The 19,159-nt window shown below is 59.4% G+C and carries 19 protein-coding genes, 1 other RNA gene and 1 pseudogene; 11 read left to right on the plus strand and 10 right to left on the minus strand.

Annotation, left to right across the window (positions count from 1 at the left end; all coding sequences use genetic code 11):
* Positions 1–21: 21 nt before the first annotated feature.
* Positions 22–582 (minus strand): YecA/YgfB family protein, encoded by a 561-nt coding sequence (locus ACXPVS_RS04160; RefSeq protein WP_458508798.1) that lies wholly within the window; start codon positions 580–582, stop codon positions 22–24.
* A gap of 141 nt (positions 583–723) precedes the next feature.
* Here ACXPVS_RS04160 and ACXPVS_RS04165 point away from each other — a divergent pair, with 141 nt between their 5' ends.
* The 4 genes from ACXPVS_RS04165 to ACXPVS_RS04180 all read left to right on the plus strand — a co-directional run bounded on the left by ACXPVS_RS04165 (position 724) and on the right by ACXPVS_RS04180 (position 2,148).
* On the plus strand, positions 724–933 hold the full coding sequence (locus ACXPVS_RS04165; RefSeq protein WP_458508799.1) for a TIGR02449 family protein: 210 nt from the start codon (positions 724–726) through the stop codon (positions 931–933).
* Positions 930–1,247 carry a cell division protein ZapA gene (locus tag ACXPVS_RS04170; protein WP_458508800.1) on the plus strand — a complete coding sequence of 106 codons (318 nt, stop codon included), beginning with the start codon at positions 930–932 and terminating at the stop codon, positions 1,245–1,247. Before ACXPVS_RS04165 ends, ACXPVS_RS04170 begins: the two co-directional genes overlap by 4 nt.
* 30 nt (positions 1,248–1,277) lie before the next feature.
* A non-coding RNA gene (gene ssrS / locus ACXPVS_RS04175) (6S RNA) lies at positions 1,278–1,456 on the plus strand.
* A gap of 86 nt (positions 1,457–1,542) precedes the next feature.
* Complete coding sequence (locus ACXPVS_RS04180) at positions 1,543–2,148, plus strand: 5-formyltetrahydrofolate cyclo-ligase (RefSeq protein WP_458508801.1); 606 nt, start codon at positions 1,543–1,545, stop codon at positions 2,146–2,148.
* A 34-nt stretch (positions 2,149–2,182) separates the two neighbouring features.
* Here ACXPVS_RS04180 and ACXPVS_RS04185 read toward each other — a convergent pair whose 3' ends face one another.
* A complete protein-coding gene (locus ACXPVS_RS04185; RefSeq protein WP_458508802.1) occupies positions 2,183–2,335 on the minus strand; it encodes a hypothetical protein in 153 nt (50 codons plus the stop codon).
* A gap of 200 nt (positions 2,336–2,535) precedes the next feature.
* On the opposite strand from ACXPVS_RS04185, the gene ACXPVS_RS04190 reads away from it, so the two are divergent.
* The 4 genes from ACXPVS_RS04190 to ACXPVS_RS04205 all read left to right on the plus strand — a co-directional run bounded on the left by ACXPVS_RS04190 (position 2,536) and on the right by ACXPVS_RS04205 (position 7,921).
* Positions 2,536–2,985 carry an EVE domain-containing protein gene (locus ACXPVS_RS04190; protein WP_458508803.1) on the plus strand — a complete coding sequence of 150 codons (450 nt, stop codon included), beginning with the start codon at positions 2,536–2,538 and terminating at the stop codon, positions 2,983–2,985.
* Positions 2,986–3,117: 132 nt separating this feature from the next.
* On the plus strand, positions 3,118–4,083 hold the full coding sequence (locus ACXPVS_RS04195; RefSeq protein ID WP_458508804.1) for an HlyD family secretion protein: 966 nt from the start codon (positions 3,118–3,120) through the stop codon (positions 4,081–4,083).
* The gene (rbbA, locus tag ACXPVS_RS04200) at positions 4,080–6,803 is read left to right on the plus strand and encodes a ribosome-associated ATPase/putative transporter RbbA (RefSeq protein ID WP_458508805.1); all 2,724 of its coding nucleotides are present in this window, start codon (positions 4,080–4,082) and stop codon (positions 6,801–6,803) included. Before ACXPVS_RS04195 ends, rbbA begins: the two co-directional genes overlap by 4 nt.
* Positions 6,803–7,921, plus strand: a complete 1,119-nt coding sequence (locus tag ACXPVS_RS04205; RefSeq protein WP_458508806.1) for an ABC transporter permease — start codon at positions 6,803–6,805, stop codon at positions 7,919–7,921. Before rbbA ends, ACXPVS_RS04205 begins: the two co-directional genes overlap by 1 nt.
* Before the next feature lie 29 nt (positions 7,922–7,950).
* Here ACXPVS_RS04205 and ACXPVS_RS04210 read toward each other — a convergent pair whose 3' ends face one another.
* Positions 7,951–8,361 carry a flagellar basal body-associated protein FliL gene (locus tag ACXPVS_RS04210; RefSeq protein WP_458508807.1) on the minus strand — a complete coding sequence of 137 codons (411 nt, stop codon included), beginning with the start codon at positions 8,359–8,361 and terminating at the stop codon, positions 7,951–7,953.
* Positions 8,362–8,511: 150 nt separating this feature from the next.
* Here ACXPVS_RS04210 and ACXPVS_RS04215 point away from each other — a divergent pair, with 150 nt between their 5' ends.
* Positions 8,512–9,489 (plus strand): NADPH:quinone oxidoreductase family protein, encoded by a 978-nt coding sequence (locus ACXPVS_RS04215; RefSeq protein ID WP_008150352.1) that lies wholly within the window; start codon positions 8,512–8,514, stop codon positions 9,487–9,489.
* A 60-nt stretch (positions 9,490–9,549) separates the two neighbouring features.
* Here the strand turns inward: ACXPVS_RS04215 and ACXPVS_RS04220 are convergent, their stop codons facing one another.
* Positions 9,550–10,164 carry an energy transducer TonB gene (locus ACXPVS_RS04220; RefSeq protein ID WP_458508808.1) on the minus strand — a complete coding sequence of 205 codons (615 nt, stop codon included), beginning with the start codon at positions 10,162–10,164 and terminating at the stop codon, positions 9,550–9,552.
* A gap of 328 nt (positions 10,165–10,492) precedes the next feature.
* On the opposite strand from ACXPVS_RS04220, the gene glpT reads away from it, so the two are divergent.
* Positions 10,493–11,842 (plus strand): glycerol-3-phosphate transporter, encoded by a 1,350-nt coding sequence (glpT, locus tag ACXPVS_RS04225; protein WP_458508809.1) that lies wholly within the window; start codon positions 10,493–10,495, stop codon positions 11,840–11,842.
* On the opposite strand, the gene ACXPVS_RS04230 is transcribed toward glpT, so the two are convergent.
* From ACXPVS_RS04230 to ACXPVS_RS04255, 6 genes and pseudogenes are all read right to left on the minus strand, one after another.
* Positions 11,818–12,486, minus strand: a complete 669-nt coding sequence (locus ACXPVS_RS04230) for a gamma-glutamylcyclotransferase (RefSeq protein ID WP_458508810.1) — start codon at positions 12,484–12,486, stop codon at positions 11,818–11,820. The two genes, glpT and ACXPVS_RS04230, sit on opposite strands and share 25 nt — an antisense overlap.
* Positions 12,487–12,688: 202 nt before the next feature.
* Positions 12,689–13,657, minus strand: coding sequence for a CDP-6-deoxy-delta-3,4-glucoseen reductase (locus tag ACXPVS_RS04235; protein WP_458508811.1), 969 nt, complete (start codon positions 13,655–13,657; stop codon positions 12,689–12,691).
* Positions 13,657–15,123: a 4-hydroxy-3-polyprenylbenzoate decarboxylase gene (gene ubiD, locus ACXPVS_RS04240; protein WP_458508812.1), complete on the minus strand. Its 1,467-nt coding sequence runs from the start codon at positions 15,121–15,123 to the stop codon at positions 13,657–13,659. The genes ACXPVS_RS04235 and ubiD overlap by 1 nt, the downstream gene beginning before the upstream one ends.
* A 140-nt stretch (positions 15,124–15,263) precedes the next feature.
* Positions 15,264–16,523, minus strand: coding sequence for a transcription termination factor Rho (gene rho, locus ACXPVS_RS04245; RefSeq protein WP_007942421.1), 1,260 nt, complete (start codon positions 16,521–16,523; stop codon positions 15,264–15,266).
* 249 nt (positions 16,524–16,772) lie between these two features.
* On the minus strand, positions 16,773–17,102 hold the full coding sequence (gene trxA / locus ACXPVS_RS04250; protein WP_008150340.1) for a thioredoxin TrxA: 330 nt from the start codon (positions 17,100–17,102) through the stop codon (positions 16,773–16,775).
* Between the two features lie 120 nt (positions 17,103–17,222).
* Positions 17,223–17,315 (minus strand): annotated as a pseudogene (locus ACXPVS_RS04255) (GntR family transcriptional regulator); the annotation flags it as partial.
* Between the two features lie 261 nt (positions 17,316–17,576).
* Here ACXPVS_RS04255 and ppx point away from each other — a divergent pair.
* Positions 17,577–19,079 carry an exopolyphosphatase gene (ppx, locus tag ACXPVS_RS04260; RefSeq protein WP_458508943.1) on the plus strand — a complete coding sequence of 501 codons (1,503 nt, stop codon included), beginning with the start codon at positions 17,577–17,579 and terminating at the stop codon, positions 19,077–19,079.
* The last annotated feature ends 80 nt before the right edge of the window (positions 19,080–19,159 follow it).

The following is a 19,159-nucleotide window of genomic DNA, read 5'->3' on the forward strand; positions in this document are numbered from 1 at the left end:
ATGGCTTTCCCTGGCACGCGATTAATGCAACGACGGTTTGGCGGCAGCCGGCGCATCCGGCTTTTTGTTTTCGGTGAACAGCAGCAACGGCGCGACGCGCAGGTACTCCATCACTTCCATGTAATCGCTTTCGCCGTCGTCGGACTCTTCCAGGGCGTCTTGCACCTGTGAAATAGCCGCCAGGTCCTGAAGTACTTCGGTGGCCTCGGTGCTCAGCATGCTGCTGTCACGGCAGTTCAGGCCAAAACCGCTGAGGAATCCCTGGCACCATTGACCCAGTGCGGCGGCGCGGTCGGCCAGTGGCTCGTCATCGATCGGCAGCAGCAGAACGACGGTCACATCGTCGCCGGTGAGCTCGCCCTTGACCATCTCCTGCAAGCCGATCAAGGCGTTGCGGACATTATCCTGCGGCTCGCTTTCGAGCAGCTCGGCGGCATCAATCAGCCAACCTTCGGCATCGAAACCGGCACCGGCGCAACTGCGGCCGAGCAGCAGGCCATGCAGTTCGGCAGGCGAGACGTTATGACCGCTGGAAGTCAGCAGGGTGGCGAAGGCTTTGTACGGGGAATTCTGAATGGGCATGGGCAGCTAGGCGCCAGACGGCGCTATGTCTAGAATGAAGGCCTTGTATCCTACATCGACAGACTCGCCAAGACTATTAAAGGCTGTCCGCACGCCAGGGTGCAGCCCCTGCCACTCATCAGACACAATTCAGTGGACACAATGGAAGACACCGACCTGCAAGCGCTGATGGCCAGACTCGAACTGCTAATAACCCGCGTCGAGCAACTAAAGAGTCAAAACGGACTCTTATCAGCTCAGGAAAAAACCTGGCGCGAGGAACGCGCTCACCTCATTGAAAAGAACGAAATCGCCCGGCGCAAGGTCGAATCAATGATTTCGCGCCTCAAGGCCCTGGAGCAAGACTCATGAGTTCAAGCAATAGCGTTACCGTGCAGATCCTCGATAAAGAATATTCGATCATCTGCCCGCAGGAAGAGCGCAGCAATCTGGTGAGCGCCGCCCGTTACCTGGACGGCAAGATGCGCGAAATCCGCAGCAGCGGCAAAGTCATCGGCGCCGATCGCATCGCCGTGATGGCCGCCCTGAACATCACCCACGATCTTCTGCACAAGGAAGATCGCCCGGACGTACAGGCCAATGGCTCGACCCGTGAGCAGGTTCGCGACCTGCTGGACCGCGTCGATCTGGTGCTCGCCACCGATCCGGACGTCACCAAGGGCTGAAACACGAAACCGCTTGGGGTATACTCGCGTCACTCCCTGGGGTGCTTGCCAGTTGACGATGTCCCTGAGCCGATTCGCACTACCCTGGAGGTTGCACGTTGGGCTGGTGTGCATGTCCGCTAGACGGAAAGCCTTAAAGCCTACTGCATCTTCCACCTTGAACTTTCGGGTTCAAGGGCTAAGTCAGCAGCGGTTCATCCGGGGAGCCTGATTCCAGTCCGATGCCGGTTTAAATACCGGCATCGGCTTTTTTACGGGTACGCTTTATGTACCCGCACTGCCGAAGCCCGAATTCATGACCGATCCTGCGCTGCTGCCCCGCCCGCAACTTCGACGCATGCTGCGCAAGGCCCGCCGCGCACTGACACCCAGTCAGCAACGCCAGGCCGCTCGCGGGCTGTACAAGCAATTGGCCCAGCAGCCGCTGTTTCGCCGCGCAAAACATATCGCTCTCTATTTGCCCACTGACGGTGAAATCGACCCGCGTGTTTTGCTGCGTGCTGCTCAACGGCGGGGCAAGGCAACGTATCTGCCGGTGCTCAGCGCCTGGCCACGAACCAAAATGGTGTTCCAGCGCATTCGCCCCGGTGAAAAACTGAAACCCAACCGCTTTCGTATTCTCGAACCCCGGTACAACCTCGCCCAACAACGCAACGTCTGGGCGCTTGATCTGGTGCTGTTGCCATTGGTCGGATTTGACGATGTCGGCGGACGGCTGGGCATGGGCGGTGGTTTCTATGATCGAAGCCTGGCGTACCTGGCACGACGTAAAAACTGGCGCAAGCCGACGCTGTTAGGGCTGGCCCATGAATGTCAGAAAGTCGAACGACTGGCTCAAGCGAGCTGGGATGTACCGTTACAGGGAACGGTGACAGACAAGGCGTGGTATTTCGCCGGCTAGACGCCACTGGAACCAGCGGCGTCCGAAGACAGACTCAGCGTTTGAAGGCCGACGACTGCTGTTGCTGCGCGATTTCGATCGGAGCGTCAGTCTTGTTGCTCCACAGGCTTTGGGTATAGCCGGTGGTCACGACGCCGAGGCCGAACAAAATAACCAAAATCCATAGTAAATCCGGTTTGCGTTTCATCGATTGCCCCCCAAAGGCACATCAACACGATGACAGCAGCGGTTTCCGTTGTAGGTGTTTGCCGTGCAGCAGCGTCAAGCTTAGAAGGCCGGCATTTTGCGACAACCTGAACCGACACGCAAACGCTGGCGCCAACCGACCGTCGGTTTGTCATAAAATTGGCCGACAACTTGCCCTCTCATCTCGCAAGGAGCAAAACCATGGCTTATTGGCTAATGAAATCCGAGCCCGACGAGTTCTCGATCAAGGACCTGCAGACGCGTGGCCAGGCGCGCTGGGACGGGGTTCGCAACTACCAGGCGCGTAACTTCCTGCGTGCGATGGCGGTCGGCGATGAGTTTTTCTTCTATCACTCCAGCTGCCCCGAGCCAGGCATTGCCGGCATTGGCAAGATTGTCCAAGCGGCGTACCCGGACCCGACGGCCCTTGAGCCTGAGAGCCATTACTACGATCCGAAGGCCACGCCGGAGAAAAACGCCTGGAGCGCCATTGAGGTGGTCCACGTCGAAACCTTCCCTAAAGTCCTGAAGCTCGACTACCTGAAACAACAAACGGCACTGGCCCAGATGCCACTGGTGCAAAAAGGCTCGCGACTATCAGTGATGCCCGTGACCGCCGAGCAATGGGCCGCGGCACTCGATCTACGCTAAATACAGCAGAACCACCCGGTCATCCGTTTTTGCCCGTTCAATAGGGTTACGCTTGCGCTTCATTTGACTGGCATCAATCCGCCCCGGCACTTGATCCGCCAGACTAGGACGCTACAGCCGCAGGATGCCCACATGTCTACGCACAGCCGCTCTTCGATTTTGTTTGCCAGCTCTTTAATCGTTCTGCTACTGGCCGCCGGCGGGTTCGGTTACTGGAAGTCGATACACGACCGTTTGCCCGAAGGCTTGTACGTCGGCAATGGTCGCCTCGAAGCCACCGAAGTGCAGATCGCCAGCAAAACACCAGGCCGCTTGGCCCAGGTGCTGGCGGATGAAGGGGACAAGGTCAGCAAGGGCCAACTGCTGGCCCGCATGGACACCCGCACCCTCGAAGCCCAGCGCAACCAGGCTGAAGCCGAGGTGCTGCGCGCTCGGGAAAACCACTCCGCGGCCCAGGCCTACGTGCAACTGCGCCAGAGCGAACAATTACTCGCCCAACAAGAACTCAAGCGCTCCCAGGAATTGTTCAAGCACGGTTTCGTCAGCGGCCAGATCATCGATCAACAGCAAGCGCGCCTGGACACCGGCAGCGCCGCCGTCGCGGCCTCACGTGCTCAGGTCTCGGCAGTCGGCGCGGCGATTGGTGCGGCTCAGGCCCAGGTCGCGATGTTGACCAGTGAAATCGACGATAGCAGCCTGCGGGCGCCCATCGATGGCGTGATCCAGTTGCGCATGGCCGAACCCGGCGAAGTGCTCGGTGCGGGCGGACGGGTTTTGCTGCTGATCGACCCCAATGACCAATACATGAACCTCTACCTCCCGGCCTCGGTGACCGGGCGTGTGGCCGTTGGCGATGAAGCGCGAATCCTGCTCGACGCCTTCCCCGACCGCCCACTGCTGGCCAAAATCACTTTCGTCGCCGGCAAATCACAGTTCACCCCCAAAGAAGTCGAAACCCGCGATGAGCGGCAGAAACTGGTGTTCCGCATCAAGCTGAGGCTGACCGACCCGAGCGCCCTGCCCCAGGCCAAACCGGGCATGCCCGGCGCCGGTTATGTGCGCACTGCGCCAATTAGCTGGCCGGCCAACCTGCAATGACCGACCTGGCGCTGCAAGCCGCCGGCATCAATCATCGCTACGGCAAACAACAGGCCCTGACCGACATCAGCTTCAGCCTGCCCGCCGGCACCCGTTGCGGGTTGATCGGCCCGGACGGCGCCGGCAAGTCGAGCCTGCTGGGGTTGATCGCTGGGGTGAAAACCCTGCAACAGGGCCAGTTGGACGTGCTGGGCGGCTCGATCCAGGACCGCCGCCATCGCCAGAGCCTCTACCCGCGCATCGCCTTCATGCCCCAAGGCTTGGGCGGCAACCTGTACCCCGAGTTGTCGATCAGCGAGAACATCCATTTTTTCGCCACCCTGTTCGGCCTGTCAAAAGCCGAATTCAATCAGCGCATGCACAGCCTGCTGCTGGCCACCGATCTGCTGCGCTTTGCCGATCGTCCGGCCGGCAAACTCTCCGGGGGCATGAAGCAGAAGCTTGGGCTGTGCTGTGCGCTGATCCATGAACCGGATTTGCTGATCCTCGACGAACCGACTACCGGCGTTGATCCCTTGTCCCGGCGGCGCTTCTGGGCGCTGGTGGACGATGTGCGCCGCCAGCGTCCGCAACTGACGTTGCTGGTCGCCACCGCGTACATGGAAGAAGCCGAGCAGTTCGAGCATTGCCTGATGCTCGACGGCGGCAAGCTGATTGCCACGGGCCTGAGCAGCGAACTGGCCGCCGCGACCCCCAGCGGCAAACTCGACGAAGCGTTCACCCATTTTCAGGGCGACAGCGGCCACGATAATCAGCCCTTGGTGATCCCGCCGCGAACCGGCGCCAACACCCACATCGCGATTGAAGCCCACGACCTGACGCTGCGCTTCGGCGACTTCACTGCCGTGGACAAGGTCAGCTTCGCCATCGGTCGCGGGGAGATTTTCGGCTTTCTCGGCTCCAACGGCTGCGGCAAGACCACCACCATGAAAGTCCTGACCGGGCTGATACCGGCCAGTGAAGGCACTGCCACGCTACTCGGCAACCCGGTGAACGCCAAGGACCTGGCCACCCGCAAACGGGTCGGGTTCATGTCGCAAAGTTTCTCGCTGTATGGCGAGTTGAGCGTGCGGCAGAACCTGGAGCTGCACGCGCGATTGTTCGATTTGCCCAAGGCCGACAGCGCCCCGCGCATCGACGAACTGATCCAGCGTTTCAATCTGGTCAACGTCGCCGATCAACAGTCCGGCGCCCTGCCACTGGGTTTGCGTCAACGGCTATCCCTGGCGGTGGCGGTGCTGCATCGCCCGGAAGTGCTGATCCTCGATGAACCGACCTCCGGCGTCGATCCCGCCGCGCGCGATGACTTCTGGCGATTGCTGATCGAGTTGTCCCGCGAGCAAGGTGTGACGATCTTCCTCTCCACCCACTTTATGAACGAAGCCCAGCGCTGCGACCGCATTTCGCTGATGCACGCAGGCAAAGTGCTGGCCTGCGACACCCCGGCGGCGCTGCAAGAGCAGTTCAAGGGCGAGACGCTGGAAGCGGCGTTTGTCACCTGCCTGGAGCAGGCCCAGGGCCCGGCGGAAACACCCACGCCGCAAGCGCCCGCCGATGCACCCGCCGCGCCTGCCGCGCCCATGAAAGCGCGCGGTTTCAGCGTCGGACGCCTCGTAGCGGTGGCCAGTCGCGAAGGCAAAGAACTGCTGCGTGACAAAGTGCGGATGGCCTTCGCCCTGCTCGGGGCGATTTTCATGATGGTGATCTTCGGCTACGGGATTTCCCTGGACGTGGAAAAACTCGCCTTCGCGGTGTTCGATCAAGACCAGACACCGCAAAGCCGTACCTACCTGGAAGCCTTTCGCAGCTCGCGCTACTTCGCCGAACAGGCACCGATCCGCGACAGCAAAGAACTGCACCGAAGGCTTCAGCGTTCGGAAATCAAACTGGCGCTGGAAATTCCGCCAGGCTTTGGCCGCGACTTGTACGCCGGGCGCCAACCGACCGTGGCCGCCTGGCTGGATGGCGGCATGCCGTTTCGCGCCGAGACCAGTCGCAACTACGTGGAAGCGGTGCACCAAGCGAACATCGAGCAGTTGGCCGAGCAAAGCAGCTCGGCGTTGAAACGGCTGCCCGCGGCCAAACTGGAAACCCGCTTCCGCTATAACCAGGACGTGGTCAGCGTCAACGCTATCGGCCCTGGGGTGATGGCGCTGATCCTCGCGTTCATCCCGGCCATGCTCACCGCGCTGGGGATCGTGCGGGAGAAGGAGTTGGGCTCAATCACCAATTTTTACGCCACACCGCTGACCCGACTGGAGTTCCTGCTGGGCAAACAAGCGCCGTACCTGGCGATCAGCCTGGTGAACCTGGCGGTGCTGGTGGCGATGAACCGCTGGCTGTTTGGCGTGCCGTTCAAGGGCAGTGGCGTGACCCTGGCCTTCGGCGGTTTGCTCTACGTACTGGCCACCACCAGCATGGGCCTGCTGATTTCAGCGTTCACCCGCACCCAGATCGCCGCGATCCTCGGCACCATGATCATCACCAGCCTGCCGACCATTCAGTTCTCCGGGCTGATCGTGCCGCGCTCATCCCTCGAAGGCGCAGCCGCCGTGATGGGCATGCTGTTCCCGGCCGGTTATTTCCTCGACATCGCCGTCGGCACCTTCACCAAAGCGCTGGATCTGCGACAGTTATGGCCGCAATGCCTGGCGCTGTTCGGGTTCTTTATCGGGTTCACCGGGCTCAGCCTGGTCATGCTGAAAAAGCAGGAGGCCTAATGCACACGCTTGCGCATATATTGCGACTGGGCCTCAAGGAACTGACCAGCCTGCGCCACGACAGCGTGTTGCTGCTGTTTCTGTTCTACGCCTTTACCGTGGCCATCTACATGCCGGCCGCCGGCTCCGTCATCGGCGTGCACAACGCCAGCGTGGCCATCGTCGATGAAGATCACAGCCACCTCTCGCGGGAACTGACCCGGGCCCTGCAACCACCGGAATTCCAGCGCCCGGTATTGCTGCCTTACGGGCAACTCGATCAGGTCATGGACAGCGGCCAGTACACATTCGTGATCAACGTTCCGACGAATTTCCAGACGGATCTACTGGCGGGGCGCCAACCGGCGGTGCAGGTCAACGTCGATGCCACGGCGATGAGCCAGGCGTTCATGGGCGCGGGTTACATCGGGCGGATTTTCCAGCGTGAACTGCTGACTTACAGCGGCCAGACTGACCCCACCAGCAAGGCGCCGGCGCTGCTGACCACGCGCTCGCTGTTCAACACCAACCTTGAGGGTGGTTGGTTCCTGGCAGTGATTCAGATCGTCAACAACATCACGATCCTCGCCATCATCCTCACCGGTACGGCGCTGCTGCGCGAGCGCGAACACGGCACCCTCGACCATTTGCTGGTGCTGCCACTGACAGCGCTGGAAATCATGCTGGCGAAAATCTGGAGCAACATGCTGGTGGTGGTGGTGTGCACCTGGATCTCGCTGGAAGTGATCGTCAAAGGTGCGCTGGGTGTGCCGTTGTCCGGCTCCATGACCCTGTTTTTGCTGGTGACGGCGGTTTATCTGTTCGCCAGTACGGCGCTGGGGATCTTTCTGGCGACCCTGGCCCGCTCGACGCCGCAATTCGGCCTGCTGGCGATCCCGGTGATCATCCCGATGTTGCTACTGTCCGGCGGCAGCACGCCGCTCGACAGCATGCCGCAATGGCTGCAATGGGTGATGCAGGGTTCGCCGTCGACACACTTTGTCAGCCTCAGCGCCGCGATCCTGTTTCGCGACGCAGGGCTGAACGTGGTCTGGCCGGATTTGCTGGCGCTGACCGTCATTGGGCTGGTGTTCTTTGCAATTGCGCTGATGCGTTTTCGCAAGAGTCTGGCGTCCTGACCACAAAAGCCTCTTTGTAGCCGGGACGCTTATTGAATGATCAGGTTGTTAAACAACAGATCCTCAACCACCGGTTTACCGGTTTCGTCACTCATCACTTGCTGGGTTTGTTTCAGGGCTTCCTGACGCAGCTGTTCCTTACCCTCGACGCTGTTCATCGCCTCGGTGGTCTGCTGGGTGAACAACGCGACCAGTTGATTGCGAATCAACGGTTCATTGGCCTTCACCAGTTTGGTCGCTTCTTCGCCAGTCACGCGCAACGCCACGTCAGCCTTGAAGACTTTCAACTTCGGCGTGCCGTCCAGGCCATAGTTGCCAACAAACGGCGGGCTCAGGGTCAGGTAGCTGACCTTCGGCGCCTCACCCTCTTTGGCGGCTTCTTCAGCCATCGCTGCCACAGGCAGAGACAGGGCCAGCAACAACATGATCCACGCTTTCACAATTCACTCCTTATCCGGTTTGCGGCCTAGCATAACGACCCGCCGCTCAAGCACAAGCTTATGGCTGACTATCAGGGCCGGGCATGCTCGTTGACCCATAGACTCACACACCTACACTTATCGGCCATCACTCCCAAAGGAATAGCCCTGATGAAAGCCGTGCTGTGCAAAGCCTTCGGCCCTGCCGAATCGCTGGTGCTGGAAGACGTCGCCAGTCCTGTCGCGAAGAAGAATGAAATCCTGCTGGACGTGCATGCCGCCGGGGTGAATTTCCCGGACACGCTGATCATCGAGGGCAAATATCAGTTCAAGCCGCCCTTTCCGTTTTCCCCGGGTGGCGAAGCGGCTGGTGTGGTCAGCGAAGTAGGCGAAAAGGTTAGCCACCTCAAGGTCGGCGACCGGGTCATGGCGCTGACCGGCTGGGGCAGTTTCGCCGAACAGGTCGCGGTGCCGGGCTACAACGTGCTGCCCATCCCGCCATCGATGGACTTCAACACCGCCGCCGCGTTCAGCATGACTTACGGCACTTCGATGCACGCGCTCAAGCAACGGGGCAACCTGCAACCGGGTGAAACCTTGCTGGTACTCGGTGCTTCCGGCGGTGTCGGTCTGGCCGCCGTGGAAATCGGCAAAGCCATGGGCGCCCGCGTGATCGCCGCCGCCAGCAGCGCCGAAAAACTCGCGGTGGCCAAAGCTGCCGGCGCCGATGAGCTGATTAACTACAGCGAAACCAGTCTCAAGGACGAAATCAAGCGCCTGACCGATGGCCAGGGCGCCGACGTGATCTACGACCCGGTCGGTGGCGATCTGTTCGACCAGGCCATCCGCGCCATCGCCTGGAACGGCCGCCTGCTGGTGGTGGGCTTTGCCAGCGGTCGCATCCCCGAACTCCCCGTGAACCTCGCGCTGCTCAAAGGTGCAGCGGTGGTCGGCGTGTTCTGGGGCTCGTTCGCCCAGCGCCAGCCTCAAGACAACGCGGCGAACTTCCAGCAATTGTTTGGCTGGTTTGCCGAGGGCAAGTTGAAGCCGTTGGTGTCGCAGGTGTATCCACTGAGCAATGCGGCGCAGGCGATCAATGATCTTGGCCAGCGCAAAGCGGTTGGGAAAGTGGTGGTGCAGGTTCGCTGAGCCACTGCAGCGGTCTGGACTTGGAATGACGTTGTTCAGACCGCTTTTTATTGTCCGGGACTAAAGCAATTTCCGAATATCTTCCGGCAACAAACTCATGTACTTGCGGACAGGGCTCGCCCGGCAATCCCTGACGATTTTCGGTATCCGCTTATTCAGTTTGGCAATCAAGGCCAGACGCTGCTCATTCTGCAGCTGTGTCGTATAAATCACGTTCGACAAATAAGCACGCGTGTAACCAAACACCGCTGAATCAACCCACGCGTATTCCGGAATGTCACCCATCGCCTCGTTGAGGTCACGGCATCTCAACCGTTTGAGCCACTGGTTAGCGTGAATGGGCGTATCCAGATCCAGTCTGAAAACCATCGGGGCCGTCACTTCCTGTTTGGCGGGTTTGTCACCTTCGACCGTCCACGGCTTGAAGCGCCACTGAATAATCGCCTTCCTGGCCGCTTCAGCCAGATCGGGATGGTCGCTTTGCAGAATGCTCAGTTTGTCGACCGAACCATCGGCATACGCCGTGAATCTGATCTGGACTTCGCCTGTTATGCCGGTTCGGAAAAGCTCTCTAGGGTAAATCGGCTTGGGATTGTTTTCCGGGATCAGAAACACTTCCTCGGCCCGAACACCAACCGCCACAACCAATAAAAGCACACACACAAACCACCGCATAACCCCTCCCCCTTCGCAATTGAGATGCCAGAGCTGGCAGCTGCGTAAAGGTTAAGGCTCGACGACTGGGAACAGAACGCCGCGACTTCCCATTCAATCGAAGGACATTTCCCAAAACCTCGTCCTACCCTGGACCGAAATGCGGCATGTCGACCTGCAAGAAACGTTTCCCACAACGCCCTACATTTATACCTGAGCGACATGTTCATAAAAGAACATGCAATCTTCAGCATTTCCGCTATTTCGTCGATGTGAACCGATGCTATTTTCGGTAACGAAACTGTAACATTCGCATCCGCAGTCAAAACAAGAAATCTGGAGCTCTTGAATGTTTGCTTTCTTTCGTCCTGCCGCACATCAGGCTCCATTGCCTGAAGAAGAAATAGACAACACCTACCGACGCCTTCGCTGGCAGATCTTCGCCGGCATTTTTATCGGCTACGCCGGTTATTACCTGCTGCGCAAAAACTTCTCCCTGGCCATGCCCTATCTGATCGAAGAGGGCTATACGCGCGGTGAACTGGGCCTGGCGCTGTCGGCCATCGCCATTGCCTACGGCCTGTCCAAGTTCCTGATGGGCATCGTGTCCGACCGTTCCAATCCGCGTTTCTTCCTGCCCTTCGGTCTGTTGGTATCCGCCGGTGTGATGTTCATTTTCGGCTTCGCGCCCTGGGCAACATCCAGCGTAACCATCATGTTCATCCTGCTCTTTATCAATGGTTGGGCCCAGGGCATGGGCTGGCCGCCGAGTGGGCGGACGATGGTGCACTGGTGGTCGCAGAAGGAACGCGGTGGCGTAGTGTCCTTTTGGAACGTGGCGCATAACGTCGGTGGCGGCCTGATCGGCCCGCTGTTCCTGCTCGGCATGGGTCTGTTCAATGACTGGCACGCAGCGTTTTACGTGCCGGCGGCGGTCGCCATGGCGGTGGCGGTATTTGCCTTCGTCACCATGCGCGACACCCCACAATCGATGGGCCTGCCGCCCATCGAGAAGTACAAGAACGACTACCCGGAAGGCTACGACGCCAGCCACGAAGAAGAATTCAGCGCCAAGGAAATCTTCGTCAAATACGTGCTACGCAACAAAATGCTCTGGTACATCGCCCTGGCCAACGTCTTCGTCTACCTGTTGCGCTACGGCGTGCTGGACTGGGCACCGACCTACCTCAAAGAAGCCAAGGGCTTCACCGTGGATAAAACCTCGTGGGCCTATTTCTTCTACGAATGGGCAGGTATTCCGGGCACGCTGCTCTGTGGCTGGATGTCGGACAAGATCTTCCGTGGCAACCGTGGCCTGACCGGCATGGTGTTCATGGCTTTAGTGACCGTGGCAACCCTGGTGTACTGGCTCAACCCGGCGGGCAACCCGACAGTCGACATGATCGCGCTCGTCTCGATCGGCTTCCTGATTTACGGCCCGGTTATGCTGATCGGCCTGCAAGCGCTGGAATTGGCACCGAAGAAAGCCGCCGGTACGGCAGCGGGCTTCACGGGGTTGTTCGGTTATTTGGGTGGCTCGGTCGCGGCCAGTGCAGCGATGGGCTACACCGTGGACAACTTCGGTTGGGACGGCGGTTTCGTGCTGCTGATCGGCGCATGCTTACTGGCGATGGCCTTCCTTGCGCCGACACTGTGGCACAAACAAGTGGCCAGTCAGAGTCGCGAAGCAACCGCCTGATCGACCTTTGATTTACAGCGCTTGAGCCGCGCCTCCAGATTTCGGTCTGGCATGGCGTGGCTACGCAGGGCGTGAGCGGTCTGCTCGACATAATCGCGAGTCGTGCCGTAACGCCCGCAAGCGTTTTCGAACACGTGACTCAGCACATGATCCGGCAAGTTGCCCGCATAGCTGGGCAGATGCCGCTCCAATACAAACCCCAACGCCGGAACCTGACTTCCGTCTTCAAGACGGCAGTTGAGCCAGTGTGGGCGATAGGACGGGAATGGCATTTCGCGCTGCCAAAGTGCGTAAAGAGACGCTTCAAGTTGCTCTTCAGGCAAACGATAGGCGAAGCCGCTGCAAGAACCACCGCGATCCAGGCCAAATACCAGCCCAGGCACTTCGGGCGTGCCGCGATGTTCGTGGGACCACAAATACAAACCGCGATGGTAGCCATACACACGACCGCGCACTCGCTCCACCGCTGCGCATTCGGGGCGCCAGATCAGCGAGCCGTAAGCGAACAGCCACACCGGCCCGCCCTTGTGGCGCGCCATTGTCGACTGCATTGAGCTGAGCAATTGTTCGTGCGTGAGCTGCGGCCCCAGATCGAGCCGCGGAGGGTAAGCCAGATTCAAAAAAGCAGATTCAATAGCGCTCATGGCGAATAGCGTTCAGCTCCCCGCGGGTGAAGAATTACTTAATAGAACGCACCGCTGTAACAATAAGGCACCTCTGTTTTAAGGCAATTTAAGTGCCACGGCACGGTTCTTAAATATTTGCCTGGATGACATATAACCTACCGGCATTTATATAATTCTATAAATACCGATCGGCTATATAGGGGGTTATAACGATAAAGGATCAAGATCGCGGAGCATATGCAAATACATCCGCACGCATTTGATGAGCGTCCATCCCGGCGTCGACCAAAGCATCCAGCGTGCCGTAGACCATGGCCGGAGAGCCGCTGGCGTAGACGTGCAAGGATTTCAGATCCGGAAAGTCTTCACACACCGCCTCATGCAGCATCCCGCAACGCCCCTGCCAGCCGCATTGATCGCTGACGACTTTATGCAGGAATAGATTGGCCAGTTTCAGCCATTCATCCCAATGTTCGATGGCATAAAAATCTTCAGGACGACGCACGCCCCAGTACAGATGCACCGGATGTTTGAAGCCCGTAGCACGGCAATGTTCGATCAGGCTATGGATCTGGCCCATGCCGGTGCCCGCAGCAATCAGTACCAGCGGACCATCCGGCAGTTCCGCCAGATGGGTGTCGCCGAACGGCATTTCGATCCGCACCATCGGGTTGCGTTGCAACTGGTCGATCAGGCTCAGCGCACTGCTTTCGCGCGCCAGCACATGGATTTCCAGATCACGCCCGCCATGCGGTGCCGAGGCCAGGGAGAATGCGGATTTTTCACCGCTCTCGCGCTCGATCATCAAGTACTGACCCGCGTGATAGCGCGGCGGCTTGCCGGCCGGCGCTCGCAAACGCACACGCCAGGTATCGCCGCCGACATCCCTGCATTCAATGACCTGACACGACAAGCTGCGCACCGGCAATTCTCCCCGCGCGAGCACGCCATCCCACAGCACGATGCAGTCTTCCAGCGGCTCTGCTATGCAAGTGTAGAACTCGCCATGGTCGCGCACATTGCCGTCCTGTTCGACCCGCCCTTCTACCAGCAACGCGCCACACACGTGGCAATTGCCGTTTCGACAGCTTTGCGGGCATTCATAGCCCAGACGCCGCGCGCCATCGAGAATCCGCTCGCCGGGCAGAATCTGTAGCACTGCTCCGGAAGGCTGCAAGGTTACACGCATCAATCTATTCCTAACTGATTCCAGATGGCATCGATCCGCTGGGTAACGGCTTCGTCCTTGACGATCACCCGGCCCCACTCGCGAGTGGTTTCGCCTGGCCATTTATGCGTGGCATCGAGCCCCATCTTCGAACCCAGGCCGGAAACCGGCGAGGCGAAGTCCAGGTAATCGATCGGCGTGTTGTCGATCATCACCGTGTCGCGCTTGGGGTCCATGCGCGTGGTGATGGCCCAGATCACGTCGTTCCAGTCGCGTGCGTTGATGTCGTCGTCAGTGACGATAACGAACTTGGTGTACATGAACTGTCGCAAAAACGACCAGACACCGAGCATTACCCGCTTGGCATGGCCGGGATACGACTTCTTCATGGTCACGATGGCCATGCGGTACGAGCAGCCTTCGGGCGGCAGGTAGAAGTCGGTGATCTCGGGGAACTGCTTCTGCAGGATCGGCACGAACACTTCGTTCAGCGCCACGCCGAGAATCGCCGGTTCATCCGGCGGACGGCCGGTGTAGGTGCTGTGGTAGATCGGTTTGATCCGGTGGGTGATGCGCTCGACGGTGAACACCGGGAAGCTGTCGACTTCGTTGTAGTAACCGGTGTGGTCGCCGTACGGGCCTTCATCAGCCATTTCGCCTGGATGGATCACGCCTTCAAGGATGATCTCGGCGGTCGCCGGCACTTGCAAGTCGTTGCCACGACACTTCACCAGTTCGGTGCGGTTACCGCGCAGCAGACCGGCGAAGGCGTATTCGGAGAGGCTGTCCGGCACCGGCGTCACCGCGCCGAGAATGGTCGCCGGGTCAGCGCCCAGCGCCACGGACACCGGGAACGGCTGGCCAGGATGCTTCTCGCACCACTCGCGGTAATCCAGCGCGCCGCCACGGTGGCTCAGCCAGCGCATGATGACCTTGTTGCGGCCAATCACTTGCTGGCGGTAGATGCCGAGGTTCTGGCGGTCCTTGTTCGGACCTTTGGTGACGGTCAGCCCCCAGGTGATCAGCGGACCGACGTCGCCCGGCCAACAGGTCTGCACCGGCAGCATCGCCAGGTCGACGTCGTCGCCTTCGATGACCACTTCCTGGCACACCGCGTCTTTGACGACTTTCGGAGCCATGGCGATGATCTTGCGGAAGATCGGCAGCTTCGACCAGGCATCCTTCAGGCCTTTCGGCGGCTCGGGTTCCTTGAGGAACGCCAGCAGCTTGCCGATCTCGCGCAATTCGCTGACCGCTTCTGCGCCCATACCCAGCGCCACGCGCTCAGGGGTGCCGAACAGGTTGCCGAGCACCGGGATGTCATACCCCGTGGGCTTTTCGAAAAGCAGGGCTGGACCTTTGGCACGCAAGGTGCGGTCGCAGATCTCGGTCATTTCGAGCACTGGGGACACCGGAACCTGGATGCGCTTGAGTTCGCCGCGCTTTTCCAGGCCGCTGATAAAGTCGCGCAAGTCGCGATACTGCATGCGTGAGCCTCGTGTTGGCCGTGCCGTTCGGGGGTGGCAGTTTAGCGCCGAACCCCTCTATTCAGAACCACGAACTGCCGGTTCATCAAAAATCAGATAGCAAAAAGCCGGGTTTCCCCGGCTTCTGCTGGTCTATCGACTTACTTGCGTTTCATCGACAGGAAGAACTCATCGTTGGTCTTGGTCGTTTTCAGCTTGTCGACCAGGAACTCGATAGCAGCGATTTCGTCCATCGGGTGCAGCAGCTTGCGAAGGATCCACATGCGTTGCAACTCGTCGTCGGCTGTCAGCAACTCTTCACGGCGGGTGCCGGAACGGTTGATGTTGATGGCCGGGAAGACGCGTTTTTCGGCGATACGACGATCCAGCGGCAGCTCCATGTTGCCTGTGCCTTTGAATTCTTCGTAGATCACTTCGTCCATCTTCGAGCCGGTTTCAACCAGCGCGGTGGCGATGATGGTCAGCGAGCCGCCTTCTTCGATGTTCCGCGCGGCGCCGAAGAAACGTTTCGGTTTCTCCAGGGCGTGGGCATCGACACCACCGGTGAGCACTTTGCCGGAGCTCGGGATCACGGTGTTGTAGGCGCGAGCCAGACGGGTGATGGAGTCGAGCAGGATCACGACGTCTTTTTTGTGTTCGACCAGGCGCTTGGCCTTCTCGATCACCATTTCAGCAACCTGCACGTGGCGGGTTGGCGGCTCGTCGAACGTCGAGGCAACCACTTCGCCGCGCACGGTGCGCTGCATTTCGGTTACTTCTTCCGGGCGTTCGTCGATCAGCAATACGATCAGATGAACTTCAGGATTGTTACGCGCGATGTTGGCTGCGATGTTCTGCAGCATGATGGTTTTACCGGCTTTCGGCGGTGCAACGATCAGGCCGCGCTGGCCTTTGCCGATCGGGGCGCACAGGTCGATGACACGACCGGTCAAATCTTCAGTGGAACCGTTACCGGCTTCCATCTTCATGCGCACGGTCGGGAACAGCGGAGTCAGGTTCTCGAAGAGAATCTTGTTTTTCGCGTTCTCGGGACGATCGTAGTTGATCGTATCGACCTTGAGCAGCGCGAAATAACGCTCGCCTTCCTTTGGAGGACGGATCTTGCCAACGATGGTGTCACCGGTGCGCAAGTTGAAACGACGGATCTGGCTCGGCGAGACGTAGATATCGTCTGGGCCGGCGAGATAGGAAGCGTCAGCGGAGCGAAGGAAGCCGAAGCCGTCCTGGAGAATCTCCAGCACGCCATCACCGGAGATTTCCTCGCCGCTTTTAGCGTGCTTTTTGAGCAGGGAGAAAATCACGTCCTGCTTGCGCGAACGGGCCATATTTTCTATGCCCATCTGTTCGGCCAATTCGAGCAGTTCGGTAATCGGCTTTTGCTTGAGTTCAGTCAGATTCATATAGGAATGACGTAATCATTTATGGAGGGGGGGGAAATTAAGCTTTTGGCTTAATGAGGCCGCGCCGCAGAGAAGGCGACAGGATCGCGTACTTATTCGAAAAGGAGTGCGTCGGCGACGGCTAGTAGGGGGCAGTGGAGAAACCAGTGCGGGGCCGAATGTACCACCTGCGTTTCGGAGCGTCTAGCCCTCAATAACGAAAAGGCCCCGCGATGTGCGGGGCCTTTTTGAGGACACTTTAAACGACGCTTAGATGTTGGCGTCGAGGAACGCAGCCAGTTGCGACTTCGACAGCGCACCGACCTTAGTGGCTTCAACGTTGCCGTTTTTGAACAACATCAGAGTCGGGATACCACGCACGCCGTGCTTGGCCGGGGTTTCCTGGTTCTCGTCGATGTTCAGTTTGGCAACGGTGAGCTTGCCTTTGTAGGTTTCAGCAATTTCGTCCAGAACAGGAGCGATCATTTTGCAAGGGCCGCACCATTCAGCCCAGTAGTCGACGAGTACAGCGCCTTCGGCCTTGAGGACGTCGACGTCGAAGCTAGCGTCGGTGACGTGTTTAATAAGATCGCTGCTCATGGAAGTCTCCAGGTTGTAAGCAAAAAAACGTGGCCCATCATAGCCGCCCTTCCCTCGTTCAGGAAGGTGCAGATGATTGAGTCTCGCTATGGTGCCGCATGAGTTTGGGTATAGCGCAAGTCACGAGGTGGCGGGAGCGACGAAGGCAATTCCTGTGCGCTGTGCCGCATTACGCACGTGTTCGTACATGGCCTTCTGCGCTGCGCCGGACGCGCACGAACACGCCGTTGCCCGGCGGGATGCTCGCCAACGCGACCTTCGAACCGTTCATGGTCTGCGGCCTCGTGGCCCATGGTTACTTCCTGCTCGGCGACCCCTTGTCCCTCAATGGGCGCCATCTGATCGTTCGCACGCTCTGCGTGGGAACGATCAGGCGGGGCAGGCGGCTCTAGATCAACGCTTTAAGCTCTGCGCGTTGGCGGCAGCGTTTGATCGTGGCACGATGTCGAGGTTATCGACCGAGACCCCATGACCATGCCGCAATCCCAAGCCAAGAATCTGTCCCTGATCGCCGCAATCGACCTGGGCTCCAACAGCTTTCACATGGTCGTGGCCAAAGCCCAGAACGGCGAAATCCGTATTCTCGAGCGTCTCGGGGAGAAGGTTCAGTTGGCCGCCGGCATCGACGATCAGCGCCAGCTCAGTGAAGAATCCATGCAACGCGGGCTCGATTGCCTGAAGCGTTTTGCCCAACTGATCAACGGTATGCCACCCGGCGCCGTGCGGATCGTCGGCACCAACGCCCTGCGTGAAGCCCGTAACCGTGGCGAATTTATCCGCCGCGCTGAAGAAATCCTTGGCCACCCGGTGGAAGTCATCTCCGGTCGTGAGGAAGCACGCCTGATTTACCTCGGCGTTTCCCACACCCTCGCTGACACCCCGGGCAAACGCCTGGTGGCCGACATCGGCGGCGGCAGTACCGAATTCATTATCGGCCAGCGCTTCGAACCGTTGCTGCGCGAAAGCCTGCAAATGGGCTGCGTCAGCTACACCCAGCGCTATTTCAAGGACGGCAAGATCACCCCGGCCCGCTACGCCCAGGCGTACACGGCAGCGCGGCTGGAGATCATGAGCATCGAACACGCCCTGCACCGCCTGACCTGGGATGAAGCCATCGGCTCCTCGGGCACCATCCGCGCCATTGGCCTGGCGCTGAAGGCCGGCGGGCATGGCACTGGCGAAGTCAACGCCGAAGGCCTGGCCTGGCTCAAACGCAAGTTGTTCAAACTGGGCGATGCCGACAAGATCGATTTCGAAGGCATCAAGCCCGACCGCCGGGCGATCTTCCCGGCGGGCCTGGCGATTCTCGAAGCGATCTTCGACGCGCTCGAGCTACAACGCATGAACCACTGTGAAGGCGCCCTGCGCGAAGGCGTGCTCTATGATCTGCTGGGCCGCCATCATCACGAAGACGTCCGTGAGCGCACCCTCAGCTCGTTGATGGAGCGTTATCACGTCGATCTGGAACAAGCCGTGCGGGTTGAGCGCAAGGCGTTGCATGCTTTCGATCAAGTGGCTGAGGATTGGAAGCTGGATAACGGGGTCTGGCGTGAATTGCTCGGCTGGGCGGCCAAGGTCCATGAAGTGGGCCTGGACATCGCTCACTACCACTACCACAAGCACGGCGCCTACCTGATCGAACACTCGGACCTGGCCGGGTTCTCTCGCGAAGACCAGCAAATGCTCGCGCTATTGGTACGTGGCCACCGCCGCAATATTCCTCGGGACAAGTTTGCCGACTTCGGCGATGAAGGCATCAAGCTGATTCGCCTGTGCGTGCTGCTGCGCTTTGCGATTCTGTTCCATCACATCCGCGGTACCCAGGAAATGCCCCAGGTCGTCCTACAGGCCAATGGCGACAGCCTGGAGGTGTTGTTCCCGGAAAACTGGCTGGACGAAAACCAGCTGACCCAGGCCGACTTCGGCCTCGAAGCCGAGTGGCTGACCCGCGTCGGTTTCACGCTTAACGTCCGCTGAAATTGGAAAAGGCCTTCTTCGCAAGGCCTTTTTTGTGTCCGCGATTCGGCAGACGATGCAGCCCCTGTGGGAGCGAGCTT

It is taken from the genome of Pseudomonas sp. Ma2-10 (genome assembly GCF_054330215.1).